Source organism: uncultured Sphingomonas sp. (assembly GCF_937871615.1).
Taxonomy (GTDB): domain Bacteria; phylum Pseudomonadota; class Alphaproteobacteria; order Sphingomonadales; family Sphingomonadaceae; genus Sphingomonas.
Window position 1 is genome coordinate 19409 of sequence record NZ_CALMPA010000020.1, and the last position, 22537, is coordinate 41945.

The 22537-nt window shown below is 66.6% G+C and carries 16 protein-coding genes and 2 tRNA genes; 8 read left to right on the forward strand and 10 right to left on the reverse strand.

All coding sequences use genetic code 11. The annotated features are described in order from the left end of the window. Positions 1 to 52: 52 nt before the first annotated feature. The 6 genes from Q0316_RS03795 to Q0316_RS03820 all read left to right on the forward strand — a co-directional run bounded on the left by Q0316_RS03795 (position 53) and on the right by Q0316_RS03820 (position 9678). On the forward strand, positions 53 to 1687 hold the full coding sequence (locus Q0316_RS03795) for a CTP synthase (protein ID WP_298669916.1): 1635 nt from the start codon (positions 53 to 55) through the stop codon (positions 1685 to 1687). Positions 1688 to 1715: 28 nt separating this feature from the next. After that, positions 1716 to 2393: a response regulator transcription factor gene (locus tag Q0316_RS03800; RefSeq protein ID WP_298669918.1), complete on the forward strand. Its 678-nt coding sequence runs from the start codon at positions 1716 to 1718 to the stop codon at positions 2391 to 2393. Beyond that, positions 2383 to 3747, forward strand: a complete 1365-nt coding sequence (locus Q0316_RS03805) for a HAMP domain-containing sensor histidine kinase (RefSeq protein WP_298669920.1) — start codon at positions 2383 to 2385, stop codon at positions 3745 to 3747. Before Q0316_RS03800 ends, Q0316_RS03805 begins: the two co-directional genes overlap by 11 nt. 121 nt (positions 3748 to 3868) lie before the next feature. Further along, complete coding sequence (locus Q0316_RS03810; protein WP_298669922.1) at positions 3869 to 7105, forward strand: efflux RND transporter permease subunit; 3237 nt, start codon at positions 3869 to 3871, stop codon at positions 7103 to 7105. Then, on the forward strand, positions 7098 to 8255 hold the full coding sequence (locus Q0316_RS03815) for an efflux RND transporter periplasmic adaptor subunit (RefSeq protein WP_298669924.1): 1158 nt from the start codon (positions 7098 to 7100) through the stop codon (positions 8253 to 8255). Before Q0316_RS03810 ends, Q0316_RS03815 begins: the two co-directional genes overlap by 8 nt. Beyond that, on the forward strand, positions 8248 to 9678 hold the full coding sequence (locus Q0316_RS03820; protein WP_298669926.1) for an efflux transporter outer membrane subunit: 1431 nt from the start codon (positions 8248 to 8250) through the stop codon (positions 9676 to 9678). Before Q0316_RS03815 ends, Q0316_RS03820 begins: the two co-directional genes overlap by 8 nt. A gap of 51 nt (positions 9679 to 9729) precedes the next feature. Here the strand turns inward: Q0316_RS03820 and Q0316_RS03825 are convergent, their stop codons facing one another. After that, the gene (locus Q0316_RS03825) at positions 9730 to 10614 is read right to left on the reverse strand and encodes an FAD:protein FMN transferase (protein WP_298669928.1); all 885 of its coding nucleotides are present in this window, start codon (positions 10612 to 10614) and stop codon (positions 9730 to 9732) included. On the opposite strand from Q0316_RS03825, the gene Q0316_RS03830 reads away from it, so the two are divergent. After that, positions 10504 to 10746, forward strand: a complete 243-nt coding sequence (locus Q0316_RS03830; protein ID WP_298670199.1) for a hypothetical protein — start codon at positions 10504 to 10506, stop codon at positions 10744 to 10746. The two genes, Q0316_RS03825 and Q0316_RS03830, sit on opposite strands and share 111 nt — an antisense overlap. Here Q0316_RS03830 and Q0316_RS03835 read toward each other — a convergent pair. The 8 genes from Q0316_RS03835 to moaA all read right to left on the reverse strand — a co-directional run bounded on the left by Q0316_RS03835 (position 10713) and on the right by moaA (position 17359). Next, on the reverse strand, positions 10713 to 11549 hold the full coding sequence (locus tag Q0316_RS03835) for a DUF4198 domain-containing protein (protein ID WP_298669930.1): 837 nt from the start codon (positions 11547 to 11549) through the stop codon (positions 10713 to 10715). The genes Q0316_RS03830 and Q0316_RS03835 overlap by 34 nt on opposite strands. 32 nt (positions 11550 to 11581) lie before the next feature. Beyond that, positions 11582 to 12055, reverse strand: a complete 474-nt coding sequence (locus Q0316_RS03840; RefSeq protein ID WP_298669932.1) for a DUF2271 domain-containing protein — start codon at positions 12053 to 12055, stop codon at positions 11582 to 11584. Positions 12056 to 12066: 11 nt separating this feature from the next. Then, positions 12067 to 12717: a PepSY-associated TM helix domain-containing protein gene (locus Q0316_RS03845; RefSeq protein ID WP_298669934.1), complete on the reverse strand. Its 651-nt coding sequence runs from the start codon at positions 12715 to 12717 to the stop codon at positions 12067 to 12069. Between the two features lie 316 nt (positions 12718 to 13033). Beyond that, a tRNA-Gln gene (locus Q0316_RS03850) sits at positions 13034 to 13108 on the reverse strand. Positions 13109 to 13236: 128 nt separating this feature from the next. Further along, positions 13237 to 15300: a S9 family peptidase gene (locus tag Q0316_RS03855; RefSeq protein WP_298669936.1), complete on the reverse strand. Its 2064-nt coding sequence runs from the start codon at positions 15298 to 15300 to the stop codon at positions 13237 to 13239. Between the two features lie 127 nt (positions 15301 to 15427). Beyond that, positions 15428 to 15502: transfer RNA gene (locus tag Q0316_RS03860), tRNA-Asn, on the reverse strand. A 67-nt stretch (positions 15503 to 15569) separates the two neighbouring features. Next, positions 15570 to 16349: an NAD kinase gene (locus Q0316_RS03865; RefSeq protein WP_298669937.1), complete on the reverse strand. Its 780-nt coding sequence runs from the start codon at positions 16347 to 16349 to the stop codon at positions 15570 to 15572. Continuing rightward, a complete protein-coding gene (gene moaA, locus Q0316_RS03870) occupies positions 16346 to 17359 on the reverse strand; it encodes a GTP 3',8-cyclase MoaA (RefSeq protein WP_298669939.1) in 1014 nt (337 codons plus the stop codon). The genes Q0316_RS03865 and moaA overlap by 4 nt, the downstream gene beginning before the upstream one ends. Positions 17360 to 17473: 114 nt before the next feature. Here moaA and Q0316_RS03875 point away from each other — a divergent pair, with 114 nt between their 5' ends. After that, positions 17474 to 19120 (forward strand): EAL domain-containing protein, encoded by a 1647-nt coding sequence (locus Q0316_RS03875; RefSeq protein ID WP_298669941.1) that lies wholly within the window; start codon positions 17474 to 17476, stop codon positions 19118 to 19120. On the opposite strand, the gene mfd is transcribed toward Q0316_RS03875, so the two are convergent. After that, entirely contained in the window at positions 19071 to 22526 is a 3456-nt protein-coding gene (gene mfd / locus Q0316_RS03880; RefSeq protein WP_298669943.1) for a transcription-repair coupling factor, read from the reverse strand. The genes Q0316_RS03875 and mfd overlap by 50 nt on opposite strands. Positions 22527 to 22537: the final 11 nt, after the last annotated feature.

A 22537-nucleotide genomic window follows, 5' to 3' on the forward strand; every position in this document is an offset into this window, starting at 1 on the left:
CGGTTGCAGGCGCTTGTCGTTTTCATTGGTTCGAGGGTAAGCGTTTACTCCCATGGCGCGGTTCATCTTCATCACCGGCGGCGTGGTCTCCTCGCTCGGCAAGGGTCTCATGGCGGCATCGCTTGCCGCGTTGCTTCAGGCGCGCGGCTATCGCGTGCGCATCCGCAAGTTCGATCCCTATCTCAACGTCGATCCGGGGACGATGAGCCCCTATCAGCACGGCGAGGTCTATGTGACCGACGACGGGGCGGAAACCGACCTCGATCTTGGGCATTACGAGCGGTTTACCGGGGTTGCGGCGCGGCAGAGCGACAATATCACCTCGGGCCGGATCTACAGCCAGATCATCCAGCGCGAGCGGCGCGGCGACTATCTGGGCGCGACGGTGCAGGTGATCCCGCACGTCACCGATGCGATCAAGGATTTCGCGAGAGCGGAGACGGACGATCTCGATTTCGTGCTGTGCGAGATCGGCGGCACCGTGGGCGACATCGAGTCGCTGCCGTTCATCGAATCGATTCGCCAGCTCAAGAACGAGGTCGGTCGCGGCAATGCGATCTCGATCCATGTGACGCTCGTGCCCTATATCGCGGCGGCGGGCGAGCTGAAGACCAAGCCGACGCAGCATTCGGTGCGCGAACTGGCGGCGCTCGGCGTGCAGCCGGACGTGCTGGTCTGCCGCTGCGAACAGCCGTTGCCGGCGGGCGAGCGCGCCAAGATCGCGCTGTTCTGCAACGTGCCCGAATCCGCCGTCATCCCCGCGCTGGACGCCAAGAGCATCTATGCGGTGCCGCTGCAATATCATGCCGAGGGGCTCGATTCGGAGGTGCTGCGCGCTTTCGGCATCACGCCTTCCTCGCCGCCCGATCTGTCGCGCTGGTCCGAAATCGTCGATCGCCTGACCAATCCGGAAGGCGAAGTGACGATCGGTGTGGTCGGCAAATATGTCGGCCTTCAGGATGCGTATAAATCGCTCAACGAGGCGCTGGTCCATGGCGGGATCGCGAATCGGGTGAAGGTCAACATCCGCTGGATCGACGCAGAATTGTTCGAAGGCGACGACACCGAAATCGCCGCGCACCTTGAGCCATGCAACGCGATCCTCGTTCCCGGCGCGTTCGGGGAGCGTGGCGCGGAGGGCAAGATCGCCAGCGTCCGCTTCGCCCGCGAGCGTGAAATTCCCTATTTCGGCATCTGCTTCGGGATGCAGATGGCCTGTATCGAGGGCGTGCGCGATCTGGGCGGCATCCCGGATGCGTCCTCGACCGAATTCGGCCCGACGGATGAGCCGGTGGTCGGCCTCATCACCGAATGGATGGGCCGCGATGGCCTGGAAAAGCGCGAATCGACCGGCGATCTCGGCGGCACGATGCGACTTGGCGCCTATGAGGCGTCGCTGAGCGGCAACAGCCGCGTCGCCTCGATCTATGGCGCGACGACGATCAGCGAGCGGCATCGCCATCGCTATGAGGTGAACACCGCCTATCGCGACGCGATGGAGCAGGGCGGGCTCGTTTTCTCCGGCATGTCGCCGGATGGCACGCTGCCCGAAATCGTCGAGCGGCCCGATCATCCGTGGTTCGTCGGCGTCCAGTTCCACCCCGAGCTGAAATCCAAGCCGTTCGATCCGCACCCCCTGTTCGCGAGCTTCATCGAAGCCGCGCTGAAGCAGAGCCGGCTGGTCTAACCGGCGGCACGCGGGCTATCGTAAGGCGATGGCCCGCATTCTGGTGATCGAGGACGACGACAGCACCGCGCGCGAAATCGCGGCGGAACTGGTGGCGCACGGGCATGATGTTGTCACCGTCGATAACGGTGCGACCGGGCTGGAACGCGCGACCCGCGAAAGCTTCGATGCGATCACGCTCGATCGTATGCTTCCCGGCATGGAGGGGCTGGAGGTCGTGGGCATCCTGCGGAAACGCCGTGTCGCCGTACCGGTGCTGATGATTAGCGCGCTGAGCGATGTCGACGAGCGGATCGCGGGGCTGCGCGCGGGCGGCGACGATTATCTCGTCAAACCCTTTGCCCCCAATGAGATGGCGATGCGCGTGGAGGTGCTGATCCGCCGTCATCGCGAGCGCGCGGACGTGATGGTGCTGCGCGCGGGCGATATCGAGCTGAACCTTGCCCGCCGCACCGTGAACGTCGCGGGCGTGCCGGTGCGGTTGCTGCACATGGAATTCCGGCTGCTTGAATTTCTGATGCGCAACCGGGGAGAGACGGTGAGCCGCCGCATCATCTTCGAGCAGGTCTGGGGCTATTATTTCGATCCGGGCGCGAACCTCATCAACGTGCATATCGCGCGGCTGCGCAAGAAGCTCGATCGGCCCGGCGCGCCATCCGCGATCGCGACCGTGAAGGGCGAGGGCTATCGGCTCGATGCTGGCTGACCGGCTGCGCTTCGCGGATATCCGCCGCACCAGCGCCTTCCGCCTGACCGCGTTGCTGGGCGCGACCTTCGCGGTGGGGATCGTGCTGCTGCTCGGCACGATCTATCTGTTGACCGCGACGGAACTGACGAGCCGCAGCGATCGCATCCTCGCCGATATCGCGGCGCGGGTGCTGGCAACCCCGGCACCGGCCCTCCCTGATCGCGTCAGGCTGGAGAGCGCGCGCGACGAACCCGGCCTCAACTATTTCGGGCTGATCGGCAGCGACGGCGAGCGGATCGCTGGTCTGCTCACCGCCCCGCCATCGCTGAAATACGATCGCCCGGTTGACGTTGAGGATGCAGGCGAGGGGATCGGCGCCATACGGCTGCTCGCCAGGCGCACGCCGAACGGCGAGACGTTGCTTGTCGGCCGCGATATCAGCCAGATTCGCGACCTGCGGCTGCGGATGCTGGAAATTCTGGTGTGGAGCGGGCTTGCGATCGTGCTGGGGGTTGGCCTGACGGCGGTTGGCCTCAGCATCGGGCCGTTGCGGCGCGTGCGCGATCTTCAGGCGGCGAGCCGGGCGATCGCGGCTGGCGATCTGGGCGCGCGAATGCCGATCGCCGGGCGCCACGACGAACTCGATCTGTTCGCGGATACGGTGAATGCGATGGTCGAGGATGTCGCGCGGACGATCGCGCAGGTGAAAGGGGTGACGGACGCGATCGCCCATGATCTGCGCACGCCGCTGACCCGCGTGCGCGCAGGCCTGCATCGCATCGCGCTGGACGCGATCCTGCCGGCGGACCATCGCGAGCGGCTTGGCGCGGCGGTTGACGATCTCGACACCGTGCTGGAGCGATTCGCCGCGCTGCTGCGCATTTCGGAGCTGGAGGCGGGGCATCGCCACGCCGGCTTCGCGCCGGTCGATCTTGGCGCGATCGCGGCGCGGGTCGGCGAACTTTACGAGCCACTGGCGGAGGAAAGCGGCGTCGCGCTTGCGATCGACTGTATGCCGCTGCCGATCCACGGCGACGAGAAACTGTTGTTCGAGGCGATCAGCAACCTTGTGGACAACGCGATCAAATTCGGGCGCGCGGGCGGGCATGTTATCGTCTCCGCCACGCAGGGCGGCGCCGGGTATCTCGATGTGCGCGATGACGGGCCGGGCATCCCCGCCGATGAGCGCGAGGCGGTGCTGCGGCGTTTCCATCGCGGCAGCAACAGCGCGAGCGCACCCGGATCGGGATTGGGGCTGAGCGTGGTTTCCGCGATCCTCGGCCTGCATGGCCTGCGCCTCGATCTGTTCGACGCGCGACCGGGGCTGATCGCGCGTATCCGCCCGATGGATCCGCCGCCCCGCGCGAGGTGAAATTCATTTCACTCGCCAATTGGCGCGCGCGGCGGGATTAGGCCGCCGCGTCGATGGCGTCGCCGCATCCCCCCTCAGCCGGTGGCGCCATCGACAAATATTGCCGGCCACCGGGAAGCCTATGCTACAGCTCGTCAAGATCGCGCTCAGCAAACCTTATACGTTCGTTGTTCTCGCCATCCTGATCTTGCTGTTCGGCGGCGCGGCGGCGTTGCGCACGCCGACCGATATCTTCCCCGATATCAAAATCCCGGTGATCGCGGCGGTATGGACCTATCGCGGGCTGCCGCCGGAGGACATGGCGGGCCGGGTCGTATATTATTACGAACGCTCGCTTTCCTCGACCGTTAACGATATCGATCATATCGAAAGCCAGTCGCTCGCCGGGATTGGCGTGGTGAAGATATTCTTCCGCCCCGGCGTCGATATCCGCACCGCCACCGCGCAGGTGACGGCGGCGTCGCAGACCGTGCTCAAGCAGATGCCGCCGGGCATCACGCCGCCGCTGGTGCTGAACTATAACGCTTCGACCGTGCCGATCCTGCAACTCGCGCTGTCGGGCAAGGGGCTGTCCGAACAGAAGATCTTCGATCTCGGGCAGAATTTCATCCGGCCCTCGCTCGCCTCGGTGCAAGGCTCCGCGATCCCGTCGCCCTATGGCGGCAAGGAACGGCAGATTCAGATAGATATTGATCCGGCGGCGCTGGCGGCGCACCGCCTGTCGGCGACGGACGTGGCCGCGGCGCTGGCGGCCCAGAACCAGATCGTCCCCGCCGGCACCGCCAAGATCGGCCAGTACGAATATAATCTGAAGCTCAACAACAGCCCGTCGGTGATCGACGATCTCAATCGCCTGCCGATCAGGACGGTGGATGGCGCGACCGTGACGATCGGCGATGTCGCGCATGTTCGTGACGGATCGCCGCCGCAGCGCAACGTGGTGCGCGTCGATGGCGCGCGCGCGGTGCTGATGACGGTGCTGAAAAGCGGCTCCGCCTCGACCATCGCGATCGTCGATCAGGTGAAGGCGCTGCTGCCGAAGCTGCGTGAGACATTGCCGCCGTCGCTCCACATCAATCTGTTGGCGGATCAATCGCTGTTCGTGAAGGCGGCGGTATCGGGCGTGGTGCGCGAGGGGATGATCGCCGCCGCGCTGACCAGCCTGATGATCCTGCTGTTCCTCGGCTCGTGGCGCTCGACCGTGATTATCGCAACCTCGATCCCGCTTGCCATCCTCGCCGCGATCGCCGGGCTGGCGGCGGCGGGGCAGACGCTGAATATCATGACCCTGGGCGGCCTCGCGCTCGCCGTCGGCATCCTTGTCGATGATGCGACGGTGACGATCGAGAACATCAACTGGCATCTGGAGCAGGGCAAGCCGGTGCGCCAGTCGATCCTCGATGGCGCGCAGCAGATCGTGGGGCCGGCATTCGTTTCGCTGCTGTGCATCTGCATCGCCTTTCTGCCGATGTTCTTCCTGCCCGGCGTCGCGGGTTTCCTGTTCGCGCCGATGGCGATGGCGGTGGTGTTCGCGATGATCGCGTCGTTCATCCTTTCGCGCACGCTCGTGCCGACGATGGGCAATTACCTGCTGCGCGATCATGCCACGCCGCACACGGCACAAGTGATGGCGACGCATGACGCACAGGCGGGGCGCCCTGACACGCGCAATCCGCTGCGGCGTTTCCAGCATCGGTTCGAGGCGCGGTTCGAGCAGGCGCGGACCTGGTATCTGGCGGTGCTGGAACTCGCGCTGGCGCGCCGCAAGCCGTTCGTGATCGGCTTTCTTGGCGTCGTGCTGCTGTCGTTCGCGCTCGTGCCCATGCTCGGGCGGAATTTCTTCCCGGCGGTCGATTCAGGGCAGATCAACCTCCATGTCCGCGCGCCGGTCGGCACGCGGCTGGAGGAGACGGCGGCGCTTTTCGATCATATCGAGGATCGCATCCGCCAGGTCGTGCCGCCCGATCAGCTTGGCGCGATCGTCGACAATATCGGCCTGCCGGTCAGCGGCATCAACCGCGCTTACTCCAATACTGGCGGCGTCGGCCCGCAGGACGGCGATATCCTGATCTCGTTGAAGGAAGGGCATTCGCCGACCGCGCGTTATGTCCGCAAGTTGCGCCCGGTGCTGGCGAGCGCCTTTCCGGGATCGACCTTCTCCTTCCTGCCCGCCGATATCGTTACGCAAATTCTGAACTTCGGCGCGCCGGCCCCGATCGACGTGCAGATCGCTGGGCCGGATACGAAGGGCGGGGAGCGCTATGCCCGGCAACTTGCGGCGCGACTGAAACGCATCCCCGGCATCGCGGATGTGCGCGTGCAGCAGGCGGAAAATTACCCCGAACTCGGCTTCAACGTCGATCGCGCGCAGGCCGATCGCGTGGGGATCACCGAGAATGACGTGACCCGCAACCTGTCTGTCGATCTTGCCGGCAGCTTCCAGATCGCGCCGACCTTCTGGCTCAATCCCAGGAACGGCGTCTCCTATCCGATCGTCGTGCAGGCGCCGCAATATCGCACGGACAGCCTGTCGGAACTGGACAATCTGCCGATATCCGGCGCGAAGCCGGGCGCGTTCCAGATGCTCCGCGCACTCGGCACGCTGCATCGCGAGGCGGCGGCGGCGGTGGTGTCGCATTATGCGGTGCAGCCGGTGTTCGATATCTATGCGACGACGCAGGGCCGCGATCTCGGCGCGGTGGCGGGCGATATCCAGAAGGTGCTGAAGGAAACTCATGGCGCGGCCCCGAAGGGCGCGACGGTGGCGCTGCGCGGGCAGGTGGAGACGATGAACGCCGCCTTCACCGGGTTGCTGATCGGCCTAGCTGGGGCGATCGTGCTGATCTACCTGCTGATCGTCGTCAATTTCCAGAGCTGGCTTGATCCGTTCGTGATCGTGACCGCGCTGCCCGCCGCGCTTGCGGGCATCGTATGGATGCTGTTCGCAACGCACACGCCGCTATCCGTGCCGGCGCTGACCGGCGCGATCATGTGCATGGGCGTGGCGACCGCCAACAGCGTATTGGTGGTGAGTTTCGCCCGCGAGCGGCTGGCCGCGAGCGGCGATGCGTTTCGCGCCGCGATCGAGGCGGGGGCCACGCGCTTCCGCCCGGTGCTGATGACCGCGCTCGCGATGATTATCGGCATGGCCCCGATGGCGCTGGGGCTGGGCGAGGGGGGCGAGCAGAACGCCCCGCTTGGCCGCGCGGTGGTCGGCGGGCTGATCTGCGCCACCATCGCCACGCTGGTATTCGTGCCGGTCGTCTTCGCGATCGTCCATGGTCGCGGGCGGACGGCGGACGCGGGCGATACGATCCTTCAGCAACAAGATTCCATTGGAGATCCGATCCATGCCTGACGCCGCGAGCGCAGCCGCCCCGCGCGGGCTGAAGACGGCGGGCATCGTCGCTGCCCTGCTCTCCGCGGCGGTGGTGGGCGCGGGCGTGTTGACGCGCTCGCACGATGTCGATGCCGCGACCAGGGTTTCCGATGCGCAATCCATTCCCACCGTTCATCTGATCGCGGCAAAGGGCGGCGCGGCTTCCGATACGCTCGACCTGCCCGGCACGATGCAGGCGTGGAACGCGGCCAGGCTCTATGCGCGGGTCAGCGGCTATGTGCGTGGCTGGACACAGGATATCGGCGCGACGGTCGCCGCCGGCGCGCCACTTGGCACGATCGACACGCCGGAACTGGATCAGCAGATCGTCGAGGCACGCGCCGCGCTGGCGAGCGCGAAGGCCCATGCGGGCCTGGCGCGCAGCACGGCGGCGCGTTGGAACGATCTGCTCACCACCGCATCCGTCTCGAAGCAGGAGGCGGATGAGAAGAACGGCGATCTTGCGGTGAAGATCGCCGCGGTGCGCGAGGCACAGGCGGCGCTCGGGCGGCTGGAAGCGATGAAGTCGTTCGCGGTGGTGCGCGCGCCGTTCGCCGGCGTCGTCACCGCGCGCAATCTGGATATCGGGGATCTCGTCGGCCCCGGCAGCGGGGGCAGCCAGCAACCGATGTTCGCCATCGCCGATACACGCCGCATTCGCATCTATGTGAGCGTGCCGCAGGCCGATTCGGCGGCGGTCCATCCGGGCATGTCGGCCACGCTCGCGGTTCCGGCATTTCCCGGACGCCGCTTCCCCGCGCGCGTTACCGGCGCTTCGGGCGCGGTCGATGCGCAGACGGGCGCATTCCAGATCGAGTTGCAGGCCGATAATCCGGGCGATCTGCTGAAGCCCGGCGGCTTCGCGCAGGTGTCGCTCAATGTGCCGGGGCAGGGTGGCGGGGTCGAGGTGCCCTCCAGTGTGCTGCTGTTCCGCGCTGGTGGGAGCGAGGTGGCGACGCTCGACGCGAACCAGCGCGTCAGGCTGCGTCATGTCCAGATCGGGCTGGACAAGGGGCAGACGGTGCAAATCCTCGCCGGTCTCCATGCGGGTGAGCGGATCGTCGATAATCCGCCGGATTCGCTGGCGGAGGGCGAATTGGTGCGCGTCGGAGGCGGGGCGCATGGCTAGGCGTGGGGTCGGTTCGGTCGCATTCGCGGCGCTGGCGTGCGTGGTCGGCGGCTGCTCGATGGCGCCCGCCTATCACCCGCCAACGCTGCCTGCCCCGGCGCATTTCAAAGAGGATGCGACGTGGAAGGCCGCTGACCCTGCCATCGCGCTGCCGGCGCAATGGTGGACGCTGCTCGGCGATCCGCAGCTGGATAAATTGGAGGAGCGCGTTGCCACCGGCAACCCGACGCTGGCGATCGCGCTGGCGCGTTACGATCGGGCGCGGGCTGAACTGCGTGAAGCGAAATCGGGGCTGATGCCGCAAATCGGGCTAAGCACGAATCTGACAAGCAACCGCCAGTCGGAACATCGCCCGCTGCGCGGATCGAACCAGCCGGATTTCTATGGCGCGGATACGGTGGGCGGCGCGATCTCTTTCGATCCCGATCTGTGGGGCCGGGTGCGCGGTTCGGTGGCCGCGGGCAAGGCGGAGATGGAGGCGAGCGGCGATATGCTGGCCGCCGCGCGGCTCAGCCTTCAGGCGCAACTCGCGTTCGATTATGTGCGGCTGCGCGGGCAGGATCGCCAGCTTACGCTGCTCGCCCAGTCGGTCGACGGTTTCCGGCAGGCGGACGCGCTGGTCGAGCGCCGCTTCAGGGGCGGGATCGCCTCCGGGGTGGATACCGCGCGGGCTGGCTCGCTGCTGGAAGGCGCGCGCGCCGAGGTTGAGGAACTGCGATCGGCGCGCGCGCTGACCGAACATGCGATCGCCAGCCTGACCGGCACGCCGGCATCCGATTTCACGCTTGCCCCCGCCGACACCCGCTTCAGGATTGCCGCGATCCCGCCGGGCCTGCCTTCCACGTTGCTGGAACGCCGGCCCGATGTCGCCGCCGCCGAACGGGAGGTAGCCGCCGCCAATGCCGGGATCGGCGTGGCGAAGGCGGCGTTCTTCCCGTCGATCATGCTGGGCGGGGCTGGCGGCTTCCAGAGCACCGCGCTTGCCGGGCTGATTTCCGCGCCGAACCTGTTCTGGTCGATCGGGCCGGGCGCGATCCTCAATCTGTTCGAGGGCGGGCGGCGACATGCGAGGCTCGCCGAAGCAAACGCGAACTGGGCGGAGGCGACCGCGCGGTATCGCGCGCTGGTGCTCCAGGCGTTTCAGGATGTGGAGGACCAACTGGCCCTGCTCGACCGGCTCGGTGCCGCTCAGCGGAACGAGGACAAAGCGGCGGACGATGCCGAGCAGGCGCAGCGCATCGCGCTCAACCGTTATGTGAAGGGGGCGGCGACCTATCTCGATGTCGTCACCGCGCAGACCACCGCTCTCACGCTCCGCCAGCAGGCGATATCGCTGGAGACGCGTCGCGGGCAGGCGCAGGTGGGCCTGATGCGCGCGCTTGGCGGCGGATGGGGCGGCGCGGCGAAGAACATCGCCGGATGAAGCGGATGGCGTCGCGCGTCCGAGGCCGGTAATATTTGCGGTGTTGGTGCGTCAGTCGGCGATCATCTCGCGCATCTTTTCGCTCAGCCGTTCCTCGATACGCCCTTCGCCGCCGCAGACGAAGCGCGCGGCGATGCCGTGGCGATCCGCCAGCGCGATCCCCGCTTCGCCACCCATCACGGCCAGCGCGCTCGCCCAGGCATCCGCCTCGATCGCGGTGGCGGCGATGACGCTCGCGGCGATCACGTCATTCGCGGGCGGGCAGCCGGTACGCGGATCGAGATTGTGATCGCCGCGCACATAGCGCCCCGATGTCGCGACGCCGAGGCCATGGAGCGCGATGCGCAGCGGGGCGAGCGCGGCGCTGGGCGGGTTCTCCAGTTCGACCCACCACGGCTCCCCATCCGGGCGAATGCCGCGCCCGGCCAATTCACCGCCGATCTCGACAAGCGCATGGCGCAAACCGTGCGTTGCCAGCAGGTTCGCCACCGCATCGACCGCATAGCCCTTGGCGATGCCGGACAGATCGAGCGCGATGCCGCCGGGCTGGTGCAGACGCCGCGCCGCGCCGTCCCACGTCAGCCGCCGCCAGCCCGATTGCGCCCGTGCCGCCGCGATCGAGGCGGCGTCCGGCATTGGTTGCGCACCCGGTGGGCCGAAGCCCCACAAATCCACCAGCCTGCCGATGGCGGGATCGAATGCGCCGTCGGTTATCCCGGCAAGTGCCAAGGCGCGCGCCATCACGGTCGCGAAATCGGGTGGGAGCGCGATCCACGCGCCGGCGGAAGCGCGATTGAAGCGGCTGAGCAGCGAGCCTTCGTCCCAATGGCTCATTTCGGCGACAAGCCCAGCGAGCCGCGCCGTGATCGCGCGTTCGATCATTGCGATATCGTTGCCGCCAGGCAAAGCGGCGAGGACGCGCCAGCGCGTGCCCATCGTTTCGCCTTCCAGCGTTACGATGGGCGCGGCGCGATCATGCCCCGCGAGAACGGCAGGGTCGATCGCCGCGGGCAGCGCGATGCGCGTGGCGCTGGTCAGGGGGTCATCACCTCGACGGTGGTGGTGTAGCTCATGCGGCGCTCGGTGGCCTTTGGGTTGCTCGGCCTGGCATCGGTGGCGGTGGCGTTAAGCCAGTACATGCCGGCGGTTGGCCAGTTGACCGTCGCCACACCGTCGCTGCCGGTGGTCACCTCCACCGCGCCCTCGGCGTTGCGATAGCGTTTGCCGCCGGGGATCACCGTCAGCTTCAGGCCCGGTGCGGGCTTGCCGTCGATCAGGAAGCGGAACCGCGCCGGTTCGCCGGCGACCAGTTCGTCGGGATGGGTGATCGGCGCGAACTCAAGGCCCTTGCCGGTCGGCTTGAACACGATTGTCGTCGGTTCCCCCGCCGTCACGAAAATCTCGTTGCGGCTGAGGGTTTCGGTTAGCTTCACATCGGTTGCGTTCGCCGGGATGTCCGCGATCGTCAGCGGCGCGGGTGCGCCGGGCTGCGGCGGCCCGCGACGACCGATGCGCTGCTCCACGCCGTTCGCCTTGAAGGTGCCGGAGAAGCCGATCATTTCGCTGCCGATCTTCCACGTGCCCGGCTTGTCGAGCTTTACGTCGAACACTGAGCGATAGTGCCCGGTCGAGCCGTTCTGGATCTCGCCGGCGGCGCCATCGGGTTGCCACACCTTCATCTGTTCCAGACGGCCCGGCTGGTGATCGGCATAGAACAGATCGTTCGAAACGGCGCTGTCCACCGTCACCCAGCTATCGGTGCCGGAAAAAACCGTGCCCGAGGGCAGCAGCCACATGCGATGGGCGGAAAGCCCCGCCGGCACCGAGAGCAATGCGGCGGCGGCGAACAGACGGGTGGTCAGGCGTTTCATATCATCCTCCCAGAAAAATCATCGCTGAACGGTCAACGAACCTCGATCGCGCCAAGCTCGTGGCTGCCGCTTGCACGGCCCTTCGCGCCTGGCACCGTCAGCGGCACGGTCACGATTTCACGACCGCCCGTTTCGCGCGCGGCCTCCACGTTCAGCACGTAGGCGCCGGGCTTGAGATCGGTGGGCAGCGGAATCTGATACTGGCCGGGCGCGCGGGTCGCGCCGCTCACGCCATTCGCCGGCATGGTCAGGCTGCGCCCGCCCTTGCGCCACCAGGCGCGCAGATCGGACAGCCATTTCGTGCCCGGTTCATTGCCGCCCTTCTTCACATCATACCACACCGCGAGCGTGCGCGCCGGGCCGCCAGCGGCGGGCTCCAGCCACACCGCGACATAGGGGCGATGATATTCCGCGACGGTGAGGCGCGGCACCGTGACGGTGATCGTGCCCGCGCTGGCGGGCGCCGCGATCACGCCGCCAAGGGTAAGCATCAGGGTTGGACGCATCGAAAATCCTCTCAATGAATCAACAGAATGGCGATCAGCGCCGGGATCGCGAGCCCCGCCGCGACCAGAGGCCAGGTCGAGGGGCGATGCCGCGCGTGGAGTTGCAACAGCAACAGGCCGGTGAGCGTGAACAGGATGCAGGCGACCGCGAAAATGTCGATGAACCAGAACCACGCGCTGCCCGCATTGCGGCCCTTGTGGAGATCGTTGAGATAGGAGACCCACCCCCGGCTGGTTATTTCCGCGGTGATTTTTCCGGTCCCGCGATCAATGCTCACCCAAGCGTCGCCACCGGGACGTGGCATCGCGACATAGACCTCCCCGTCGGACCATTCGCCAGCTCGCCCCGCCGGATCGAGGCCGACCGCATTCTCCACCGCCGTCGCGACCGCAGCGGGCAGGGGCGCCGCATCGGCATGGGGGCGGGCGAGATGGGCACGCAACGGGGCGGGCAGTTCGCCGGAACGCTGGGCGACAACGGGCGAGGCGCTGATCGTCGCGGCATGGTTCAGCGTGATGCCGGTGATCGCGAACAGCAGCATCCCGATCAGGGACAGCGCCGCGCTCACCCAATGCCAAGTGTGGAGCTGCTTCAGCCACCAGTGTCGCCAGCGGCGGCGCTGCGCACGAAGCGCGGGGGAGGGGGATGTCGGACTGGTCACCGATCGCCCTCTAGCGTGGCGATGGGGCATTGGGCAACGGCTATTGCGATGCACTCGCGATAAGATTCCTGATTCGGGAATCTTCAGCATGTGCAATCGGCGGCAAATCCGGTCCGCGCAGCCAACGGCCGGGGCGGATGTCGTCCGACGACGAATATAAGCGGGTGTAGGCGGCGTGGTGACGGGTGGCCGGGCGGCGGATGATCTCGCCGACACGTCGCGGCATCGGCTCTGTGGTTCCGTGCATTCGATTGAATCAGCGAGCATTTGGCGAAAGCCGGGCCGGACGATCGAATCGCGTTTCGGGATTTCCGACTGGCTGGGGCGGCAGGATTCGAACCTGCGTATGACGGTACCAAAAACCGTTGCCTTACCGCTTGGCGACGCCCCAGCATCTGTTGCGGACGCGCCCCTTAGCGTGGGTTCGCGGGAACCGCAATTGCCGCTGACTGGATCATTGCGCGCGCCTGGCGCCGCGCACCGATATTCACATCGGCGCGCGGCGCGCTTCTTCCCGCGTTACTCGGCGCGTTTCTTTGCCGGGTTCGCGCGATACCGATCGAACCAGGCGATGATCGCGGAGGCCTTGGCGGCGCTCTGCGAGGGGCGCGCGGTGAAGCCGCCGTGGCTGGCACCAGGCACCTTCACCAGTGCGGTGGGCACGCCCTGGATCTGGAGCGCGGCATAATATTGCTCACTTTCGCTGACGGGCGTGCGATAATCTTCGCTGCCGACCACCACCAGCGTCGGCGTCTTCACATTGCCGACGAGGCTGAGCGGGGAACGCTTCCAATAGCTCATCGGATCTTCCCACGGCAGCTTGCTGAACCAATAGCGCGAGGTGAACAATGTGGCGTCCATGGTCAGCGCCTCGCTTGCCCAGTTGATAACCGGCTTCTGGGTCGCCGCTGCCTTGAAGCGATCGGTCTTGCCGACGATCCACGCCGTGAGCACGCCGCCGCCCGATCCGCCGGTGACGAACAGATTGTCCGGGTCCGCCGTCCCGTCGGCGATCGCCGCGTCGACCGAGGCGATGAGGTCGTCATAATCCTGGCTGGGATAATTCTTGTCGATCAGATTGGCGAATTCCGCGCCATAAGAGGTCGATCCACGCGGATTGGTCCACAGCACGGCATAGCCGGCGGCGGCGTAAAGCTGCACGTCGGTGGAGAAGCTGGGGCCATAGGCGCTGTTCGGGCCGCCGTGAATCTCCAGGATCAGCGGCAGCTTCTGGCCTGGCTGCCGCCCCGGCGGGGTGGCGAGCCAGGCGTCGATCGCGCGACCGTCGGGCGCGGTGACGGCGATCTTGCGCACCGGCGCCAGCGCCTTGGCTTCGAGCAGATTGGCGTTGAGGCTGGTGAGCCGCCGCGCCTTGCCGCCCGAAGAAACCCACACGTCCGCCGGGGCGTTCGCATCGCCGCCGGTATAAGCGACAATGCCGTTGCGGGAGACGGAGAAATTGCCGCCGGTATAGGGGCGGTCGATCCCGCCGCCCGCGACATTGTCGACGATGGTTGAGGCGCGACCGTCGAGCGCGATCCGCGCCACCTTGCGTTTCCCGTGATCGTCATAGCTGGCGTAGATGCTGTTGCCGTCCGCCGCCCACACGGCATCCTCGATCGAGCGATCGAGCGCCGGGGTGAGCGAGCGCGGGCTTTCCGCTGCGCGCCCGCCAACGTAAAGCTGCACATTCTCGTAGCTGCGGCGATGATCGTCGAACCCGAGCCACGCAATCTTCGAGCCATCGGGCGAGAAGCGCGGCGCGTCATCCGGCCCGTCGCGCGAGGTGAGGGTGCGCAATTCGCCGCTCGTGGTGTCGACGGAAATGACCTCGCTGTTCTTCACCTGACGCTCGGCATCTGGCGTGCGGATCGCGGAGAACAGGATGGTGCGACCGTCCGGGCTCCACGAAAGCGGGCCATTGTCGTCGAACCCGCCGAACGTGAGTTGACGCGCGCCGCCGCCATCGGCGGAGACGATGAAAAGATGATCGTGGCCGGGCTTGATATAGCCGCCGCCGTCCGCGCGATAGGTGATGCGATCAATCACCTCCAGCGGCTCCGCCCATTTCGCGCCCGCGGGCTTGGCTGGCGCCCTGCCGAGCGTCGTCGGCTCGCCCGCCACCGTCGCGATATAGGCGAGGCGGCGGCCATCGGCTGACCAGGCCAGCGAGTTCGGATCGTTCGGCAGCGCGGTCACGCGTGTCGCTGCGTCATTGCCAAGCCAGCGGACGAACAATTGTGGATTCGTCCCGTCGGACGCGACATAGGCGATTCGGGTGCCGTCCGGTGACCAGCGCGGGCTGGAGCCGCTGGCCGCGAAAGGCGTCTGCCGTCCGGTCGCAACGTCGATCAGCCACAGGGATGATTGCATCCGATCCGTCATCACGTCGCCGGATCGGCGGACGTAAATGATGTTGCGCCCGTCAGGGCTGATCTGCGGATCGGCGGCGATGGACAATTGGAACAGATCGCTGCCGGTGAAGGCGCGCGTCGGCGCGTCAGCGGATTTCGCATCTGGCTGCGTTTGCGCCAGCGCGGGCACGGCGACCGTCGCAAGAAGAACGGCTGCGAGAAGGCGCATAGTGATTCCCCCATTTGTGATGGCGGAAGGGATGCGTCGCGGTGCTGGCGGTGGCAAGTGCGATGTGATCGCGCGCGATGTTTGCCGCGCGGCATTGCTTATCAGCGATGCGATGAAACCCGCACGGTGGCTCCCTGAGTAGGATTCGAACCTACGGCCGCTCGATTAACAGTCGAGAGCTCTACCGCTGAGCTATCAGGGAATGCCGTGCGGGAGGCGCGTCTATACCCGCCCAATTTTTAGATGCAACCCCACATTCGTCACGATTTTCACGCGATGAACTGTTCCATCGTAATCCGGTCATCCAGCGCATGTTCGGGATCGAACAACAGGGTCAGTTCGCGCGCGCGATCCATTGCGATATCCACCTGCGCGACATCGCGAATTTCGCGTTGATCGGCCACCGCCGAGACGGGGCGCTTATCCGGATCGAGGATGCGCAGCGAGATGCGCGCACGCTCGGGCAGAATCGCGCCGCGCCAGCGCCGCGGGCGAAATGCGCTGATCGGGGTGAGCGCCAGCAGCGCGGAGCCGAGCGGCAGGATCGGGCCATGCGCCGAGAGATTATACGCGGTTGATCCGGCTGGCGTGGCGACAAGGATGCCGTCACACGCCAGTTCGTCCAGCACGATGCGGTCGTTCACCGTCACCTCTATCTTGGCGGTCTGCCGGGTTTCGCGCAGCAACGACACTTCGTTGATCGCGGGCAGCGTGTGGATGCGGCCATCAATGCCGGTGGCGGTCATCATCAGCGGGGTGACCTTGAAGGCGCGCGCGCGATCGAGCCGATCATCGAGGCCGTGGCGCCGCCATTCGTTCATCAGGAAGCCGACCGTGCCCAGATTCATGCCGAATACAGGGGGCGGGGGGCGGCGAGCCTCCAGCATCAGATGCAGTGTTTGGAGCATGAAGCCGTCGCCACCCAATGCGATGACCAGATCGGCTTCCTCGACCGGGCACCAGTCCCAAGCGTCGAACAGTTCGGCGCGGGCGGCCTGCGCGGTGGCGGTGGGCGAGGCGACCAGCGCCCGCCGGGGATAGCTCGTCATCCGCCGGTCACGCTCATGTGGCGCGAAACCGCCGGGGTCGCGCCGGGCGCTATATTGAAATCGTGGCGACGTGGCTTGGTGGCAATCGCCGCGTCGATCGCGGAGTCGAGCGCCACGACGCCGCCGCTGCGCAATGCGCCCTTCAGGTTCGCCTGATCGTCGTGCCCAAGGCAGGAATAGAGCCGTCCATCGGTCGTCAGGCGCACGCGGTTGCATCCATCGCAGAAATTGGCGGTGAGCGGAGAGATCAGCCCAAGCCGCGTATCGCTCCCCGCGACGCGCCAGTAACGCGCGGGGCCGCCCGTGCCCTGCATGTCGCGGACGAGCGCATGAACGGCCGAAAGCTGATCGAACACCTGGGTGAGCGGGAGAAAACGGTCAGTACGATCTTCGTCGATCGTGCCGAGCGGCATGGTTTCGATCAGCGTGAGATCCAGCCCTTCGCTCACGCACCAGTCGAGCATGGCCGGAATCTCGTGCTCGTTCAGGTTCTTCAGCGCGACCATGTTGATTTTCACCTTGAGCCCAGCGGCCCGCGCCGTCGCGATCCCGCCGAGCACCTGCGCCACATCGCCGTGACGGGTGATGAAACGGAAACGATCGGGATCGCGGCTGTCGAGGCTGACGTTGATGCGCCGGATGCCCGCGCCAAACAGTGCGGGGGCATGATCGGCCAGCCGCGTGCCATTGGTGGTCATCGTGAGTTCGTCCAGCCCGTGCCCGACATGCGCGCCGAGCCGGTGGACCAGTTCCATCACGTCGCGCCGCACCAGCGGCTCGCCGCCGGACAGGCGAATCTTGCGCACGCCACGCGCGATGAAGCGTTCGGCGATGATCGCGATTTCCTCCAGCGCGAGCACTTTGCTGCGCGGCATGAAGGTCATCCGTTCGGCCATGCAATAGCGGCAGCGCAGATCGCAGCGATCGGTGACGGAGACGCGCAGATAGCGGATCGCCCGCCCGAAGCCGTCGACAAGCGCGCCGGGCGCGAGAGGTTCGGTGGCCGCCATCGTTCCGGAGAGCTAGGCGCTCCCGCCCGGTGCGGCAAGCCCGTGGTAAATATTGTGCCGGATCGGGCATTGAAGTGATTGGCGAGCGCGGGCTGGGTCGCTAACAAATCCTTAATGATGGTTCAGCCGCGCTTTCCGAAGCCAACAACCACGATCGCGATCGCCCCGGATGCGGCGCGCGGCGCCCTGGAGCCGATGCTCGCGGCGGCTGGCTGGCTGAGCAGCGATGCCGCGCCACTGGTCAGGCTCGTCGATGCGCGCGCGGGGCTGGCAACCGTGGCCGCGCTGGCGCCGGTTGCGTTCGAGGAGCAGGCCGCGCTACTCGCGATCGTTGATTCGGATAGCGCATCCGCTGCGGCTTATGATGCCGGCGCGACGCATATCGTCGTCGGCGCGGAATCCGCCGCGCTGCTGCTTATGCTGCGCTTTGCTGCGCGCCATGCCCGTCGCGTGCGGCGACAGGCGTTCGCGCGGCGCGGCGGGGAAGCCGCCCCCGGCGAAATCGCGCGTTTCCTCGCGACGCGCGACGCGGAAGGGGGCGCGCCGACAATGTTCGCGATCAGGCTGACACGTTTCGATATCGTCAATGCGGCCTTCGGGCGCTCGATCGGCGATGCGCTGCTGGCGGCAGCTTTCGCGCGTATCGTCGATGCGCTCGGCACGGTCGCTCCCGATGACCGCCAGATCGCGCGCGGCGACGGCGCAGCGTTCGAGATCGCTCTGGCGACCGACGAGGCAGCCGCCGATGAGGCGCTGACCGCGATCGAGGCGGCGCTCGTGCGACCGTTCGATACCGGCGACGCGATGGTTAATCTCGGCGCGCGGATCGGGGTGGCGCGTGGCGGCGCGGTGGCGGAGCTACCCGCCCGCGCCCGTGACGCGCTGGATGCCGCGCGCGCCAGCGAGGGGGCCGCGGTGCGGCAGGCGACGCGCACTTATGCCGCGCCGCTCGTGCGCCTTGCCGCGGACCTGCATCGCGCGATCGCCCGAAACGAGATCGCGATCCTGTTCCAGCCGCAGGTTTCGCTCGCCTCGGGTGCGATCACGGGCGTGGAGGCGCTCGCGCGCTGGGATCATCCGGCGCTGGGGACGCTGGGGGCGGAAACGCTGTTCGCCGCGGCCGATCGGGCCGATCTGGGCGCGGCGCTATCGGAGCATATCCTGGTGCGCGCGCTCGCGATCGTTTCGCGCTGGCCGGCGGTGCTGGAAAATCTGCGGCTGGCCGTGAACGTCACCGCCGCTGATGTCGTGCGGCCCGATTTCGCGCAGCGTTTCGTCAGCCATGTCGCGGCGAGCGGTGTCGCCCGTGGACGGATGACGGCGGAAATCACCGAAACCGGGCTGATCGGCGATCTGGAGGCAGCCGCCGTCGCGCTCGGCGCATTGCGCGAGCAGGGGGTGCGGGTGGCGATCGACGATTTCGGCACCGGCTATTCGAGCCTCGCCTATCTGAAGGCGCTGCCACTCGATTATCTGAAGATCGACCGCAGCCTGACGCGTGACATCGCTGGCTCCGCGCGCGATCGCGTGATCGTGCGCGGGGTGATCGCGATGGCGCACGCGCTGGGCCTCGCGACGATCGCGGAAGGCGTGGAGACCGCGATCGAGCGAGACATGCTCGCGGGCGAGGGCTGCGATCTTTACCAGGGCTATCTTTGCGCCGGGCCGCTCGATTCCGGCGCGCTCGCCACGCTCGTCGCGGGCTGGACGCTCAGCCCGCGGCCTTCGCCAGCCCCTTCGACAATTGCAGCGCACCGTTAAGCCGCGCCTGCGGATCGGGCCACGAACGGCTCAGCGCGAATTTCGAATCCGGGCGCAGCTTGGCGATCGCGCCGAGCCGCTGGACATAAGCGAGCAGCCCATCGACGTTCGGCGGAGAATCGTCGTGGAAGGTGACGAGCGCGCCCTTCGGCCCGACATCCATCTTCGCGACGCAGGCCTTCTTCGCGTTCATCTTTATCTCGATCACGCGGATCAAATTCTCGGTCGCCTCCGGCAATTTTCCGAAACGGTCGATCATCTCGGCGGCGAATGATTCGAGCGCCTGCTTGTCGTCCAGCTCGTTGAGGCGGCGATAGAGCCCCATGCGCAAATCGAGATCGGGCACATAATCCTCCGGGATCAGGATCGGCGCGTCGACGGTTATCTGCGGCGAGAAATCGCGCGGGCGCTGGGCAAGGCCGCCGGCCTTGGCATCCATGATCGCCTCCTCCAGCATCGACTGATAGAGTTCGTAGCCGACTTCCTTGATATGCCCGGATTGTTCGTCGCCGAGCAGATTGCCCGCGCCGCGAATATCGAGATCGTGGCTGGCAAGCTGGAAGCCCGCCCCCAGCGTATCGAGATCGGACAGCACCTTCAGCCGCTTTTCCGCCGCGTCGGTCATCTGCCGTTCCGGCGGGGTGACGAGATAGGCATAGGCGCGCGTCTTTGATCGCCCGACCCGCCCGCGCAACTGATAGAGCTGGGCGAGGCCGAAGCGATCCGCCCGGTTGACGATCATCGTGTTGGCGGAAGGGATGTCGATCCCGCTCTCGATGATCGTGGTGGAGACGAGCACCTCGAACTTCTTGTCGTAGAAGGCGCTCATCCGCTCCTCCACCTCGCCCGCCGCCATCTGGCCGTGCGCGATGACATAGCGGATTTCGGGCACCTCGTTGCGCAGATATTCCTCGATATCGGGCAAATCCGCGATGCGCGGCGTGACGAGGAAGCTCTGCCCGCCGCGATAATGTTCGCGCAACAATGCCTCACGCAGCACTACCGGATCCCATGGCATCACATAGGTGCGCACCGCGAGGCGATCGACCGGCGGCGTCTGGATCACCGACAGTTCGCGCAGGCCCGACATCGCCATCTGGAGGGTGCGTGGGATCGGCGTGGCGGTGAGCGTCAGGACGTGGACATCGCTTTTCAGCGCCTTCAGCCGTTCCTTGTGGGTGACGCCGAAACGCTGTTCCTCATCGACGACGACAAGCCCGAGCCGCTTGAACTCAAGGCTCTTGGCGAGCAGCGCATGGGTGCCGACCACGATGTCGATATCGCCCGATGCCACGCGCTCCTTGGTCGCTTTCGCCTCATTGGCGCTGACCAGGCGCGAGAGGCGCCCGATATTGAGCGGGAAGCCTTCGAACCGCTGTACGAAATTCTGATAGTGCTGGCGTGCGAGCAGGGTGGTGGGGCACACCACCGCCACCTGCATCCCCGCCATCGCCGCGACGAACGCGGCGCGCAACGCAACCTCGGTCTTGCCGAAGCCGACATCGCCGACGATCAGCCGGTCCATCGGCTTGCCGGCGGAAAGATCGCCCAGCACATCCTCGATCGCGCGATCCTGATCGTCGGTTTCCTCATAGGGGAAGCGATCGACGAACGTGGGATAGCCGCTCGCATCCGGCTCCGCGACCTCGCCCGAGCGCAGGGCGCGTTCGGCGGCGATCGCAATCAACTCACCCGCGATCTCGCGGATGCGCTCCTTCATCCGCGCCTTGCGGCGTTGCCACGCCTCGCCGCCAAGCTTGTCGAGCGCGGCGCCTTCTTCGCTCGATCCGTAGCGCGAGAGGACTTCGAGATTCTCGACCGGCACGTAGAGCTTGTCGCCGCCGGCGTAGGTCAGCGCGACGCAATCGTGTGGCGCCTTGCCGACGGGGATCGAGGTGAGCCCCTCATAGCGACCGATGCCATGATCGACATGGACGACGAGATCGCCGGGCGAGAGCGTCGCCAGTTCGGCGAGAAAGGCGTCGGCGGACTTGCGCCGCTTGTGCCGGCGGACGAGCCGGTCGCCGAGCATGTCCTGCTCGGTCAGCACCGCGACGCGCGGCGCGGTGAAGCCGTGATCTAGTGGCAGGACGATCAGCGCGACTTGAGTTTCGCCGACGCCCAGCGCCTCCTGCCACGTTTCGACCTGCTTCGCGCCGTGAAGACCGTGATCGGTGAGCAGGGAGGAAAGCCGATCGCGCGCGCCGATCGAATAGCTCGCCAGCACCGGCTTGCGGCCATCTTTCCGCAGCTTGGAAAGATGCGCGACCACCGCTTCGTAGATGTTGACGCCCGATGCGCGCTCGGGCGCGAAATCGCGCGCGCCATCGACGCCGAAATCCACCACGCGGGTCGATTCCGGCTCGTGGAACGTCGTGGTGACATGCGCGATCGCGGTATCCAGCGCGATGCGCCATTCGCTATCGTCGAGATAGAGCGTCTTCGCCGGCAGCGCGCGATAGCTGCCGGGCTGCGCGGCCTCGGCACGTTTGCGGTTCTCGTAATAATCGGCGATCGCGTCCAGCCGCCCCTCGGCGGCGGCGGTGACGCCATTGTCACGAATCACCAGCGAATCCTCGCCGAGATGATCGAACAAGGTGGCGAGCTTTTCCTCGAACAGCGGGAGCCAATGCTCCATGCCCGCGAGCCGCCGCCCGTCGCTTACCGCCTGATAGAGCGGATCGCCGGTCGCGGTGGCTCCAAAGGTCTCGCGGTAGCGGCTGCGGAAACGCTTGACGCTATCCTCGTCGAGCAGTGCTTCGGATGCGGGGAGCAGGGTGAAGCCGTCTATCCGCCCGGTGGTGCGCTGGTCGTCGGGATCGAAGGTGCGGACGCTCTCGATCTCGTCGCCGAAGAAATCGAGCCGCAGCGCCTGTTCCTCGCCGCTGGGGAACAGATCGACGATCCCGCCGCGAATCGCATATTCGCCCGCGTCGTGGACGGTATCGGTGCGGACATAGCCGTTCGCCTGAAGCAGCGCAGCGAGGCGATCGAGACTGATCCGCTCGCCAGGCTTCAGATTGGCGACAAGCTGGCGGATGCGGAACGGGGTGAGCGTGCGCTGGGTGGCGGCGTTGGCGGTGGTGAGCACCAGTTGCGGCGCGCGCGGCTTTTGCTGCAGGCGATGCAGCGCGCCGATCCGCTCCGCCATGACGCGCAGGGTGGGGGAGGCGCGATCATAGGGCAGGCAATCCCATGCCGGAAATTCTACGATCTCCAGCTCCGGCGCGAAGAAATGCGCGGTCGCCGCGATCGCGCGCATCGCCGCTTCGTCGGGCGCGATGAACACCGCGCGCTTCGTCGCCGCGCGCGCGAGGTCGGCGAGCAACGAGGGCTGGAAGCCCGCGGGCACGCCGGCGAGTGTCAGCGGCTGAGTGGCGGAGAGGATCTGTTTCAGGTCGGGCATGGAAATCTCTC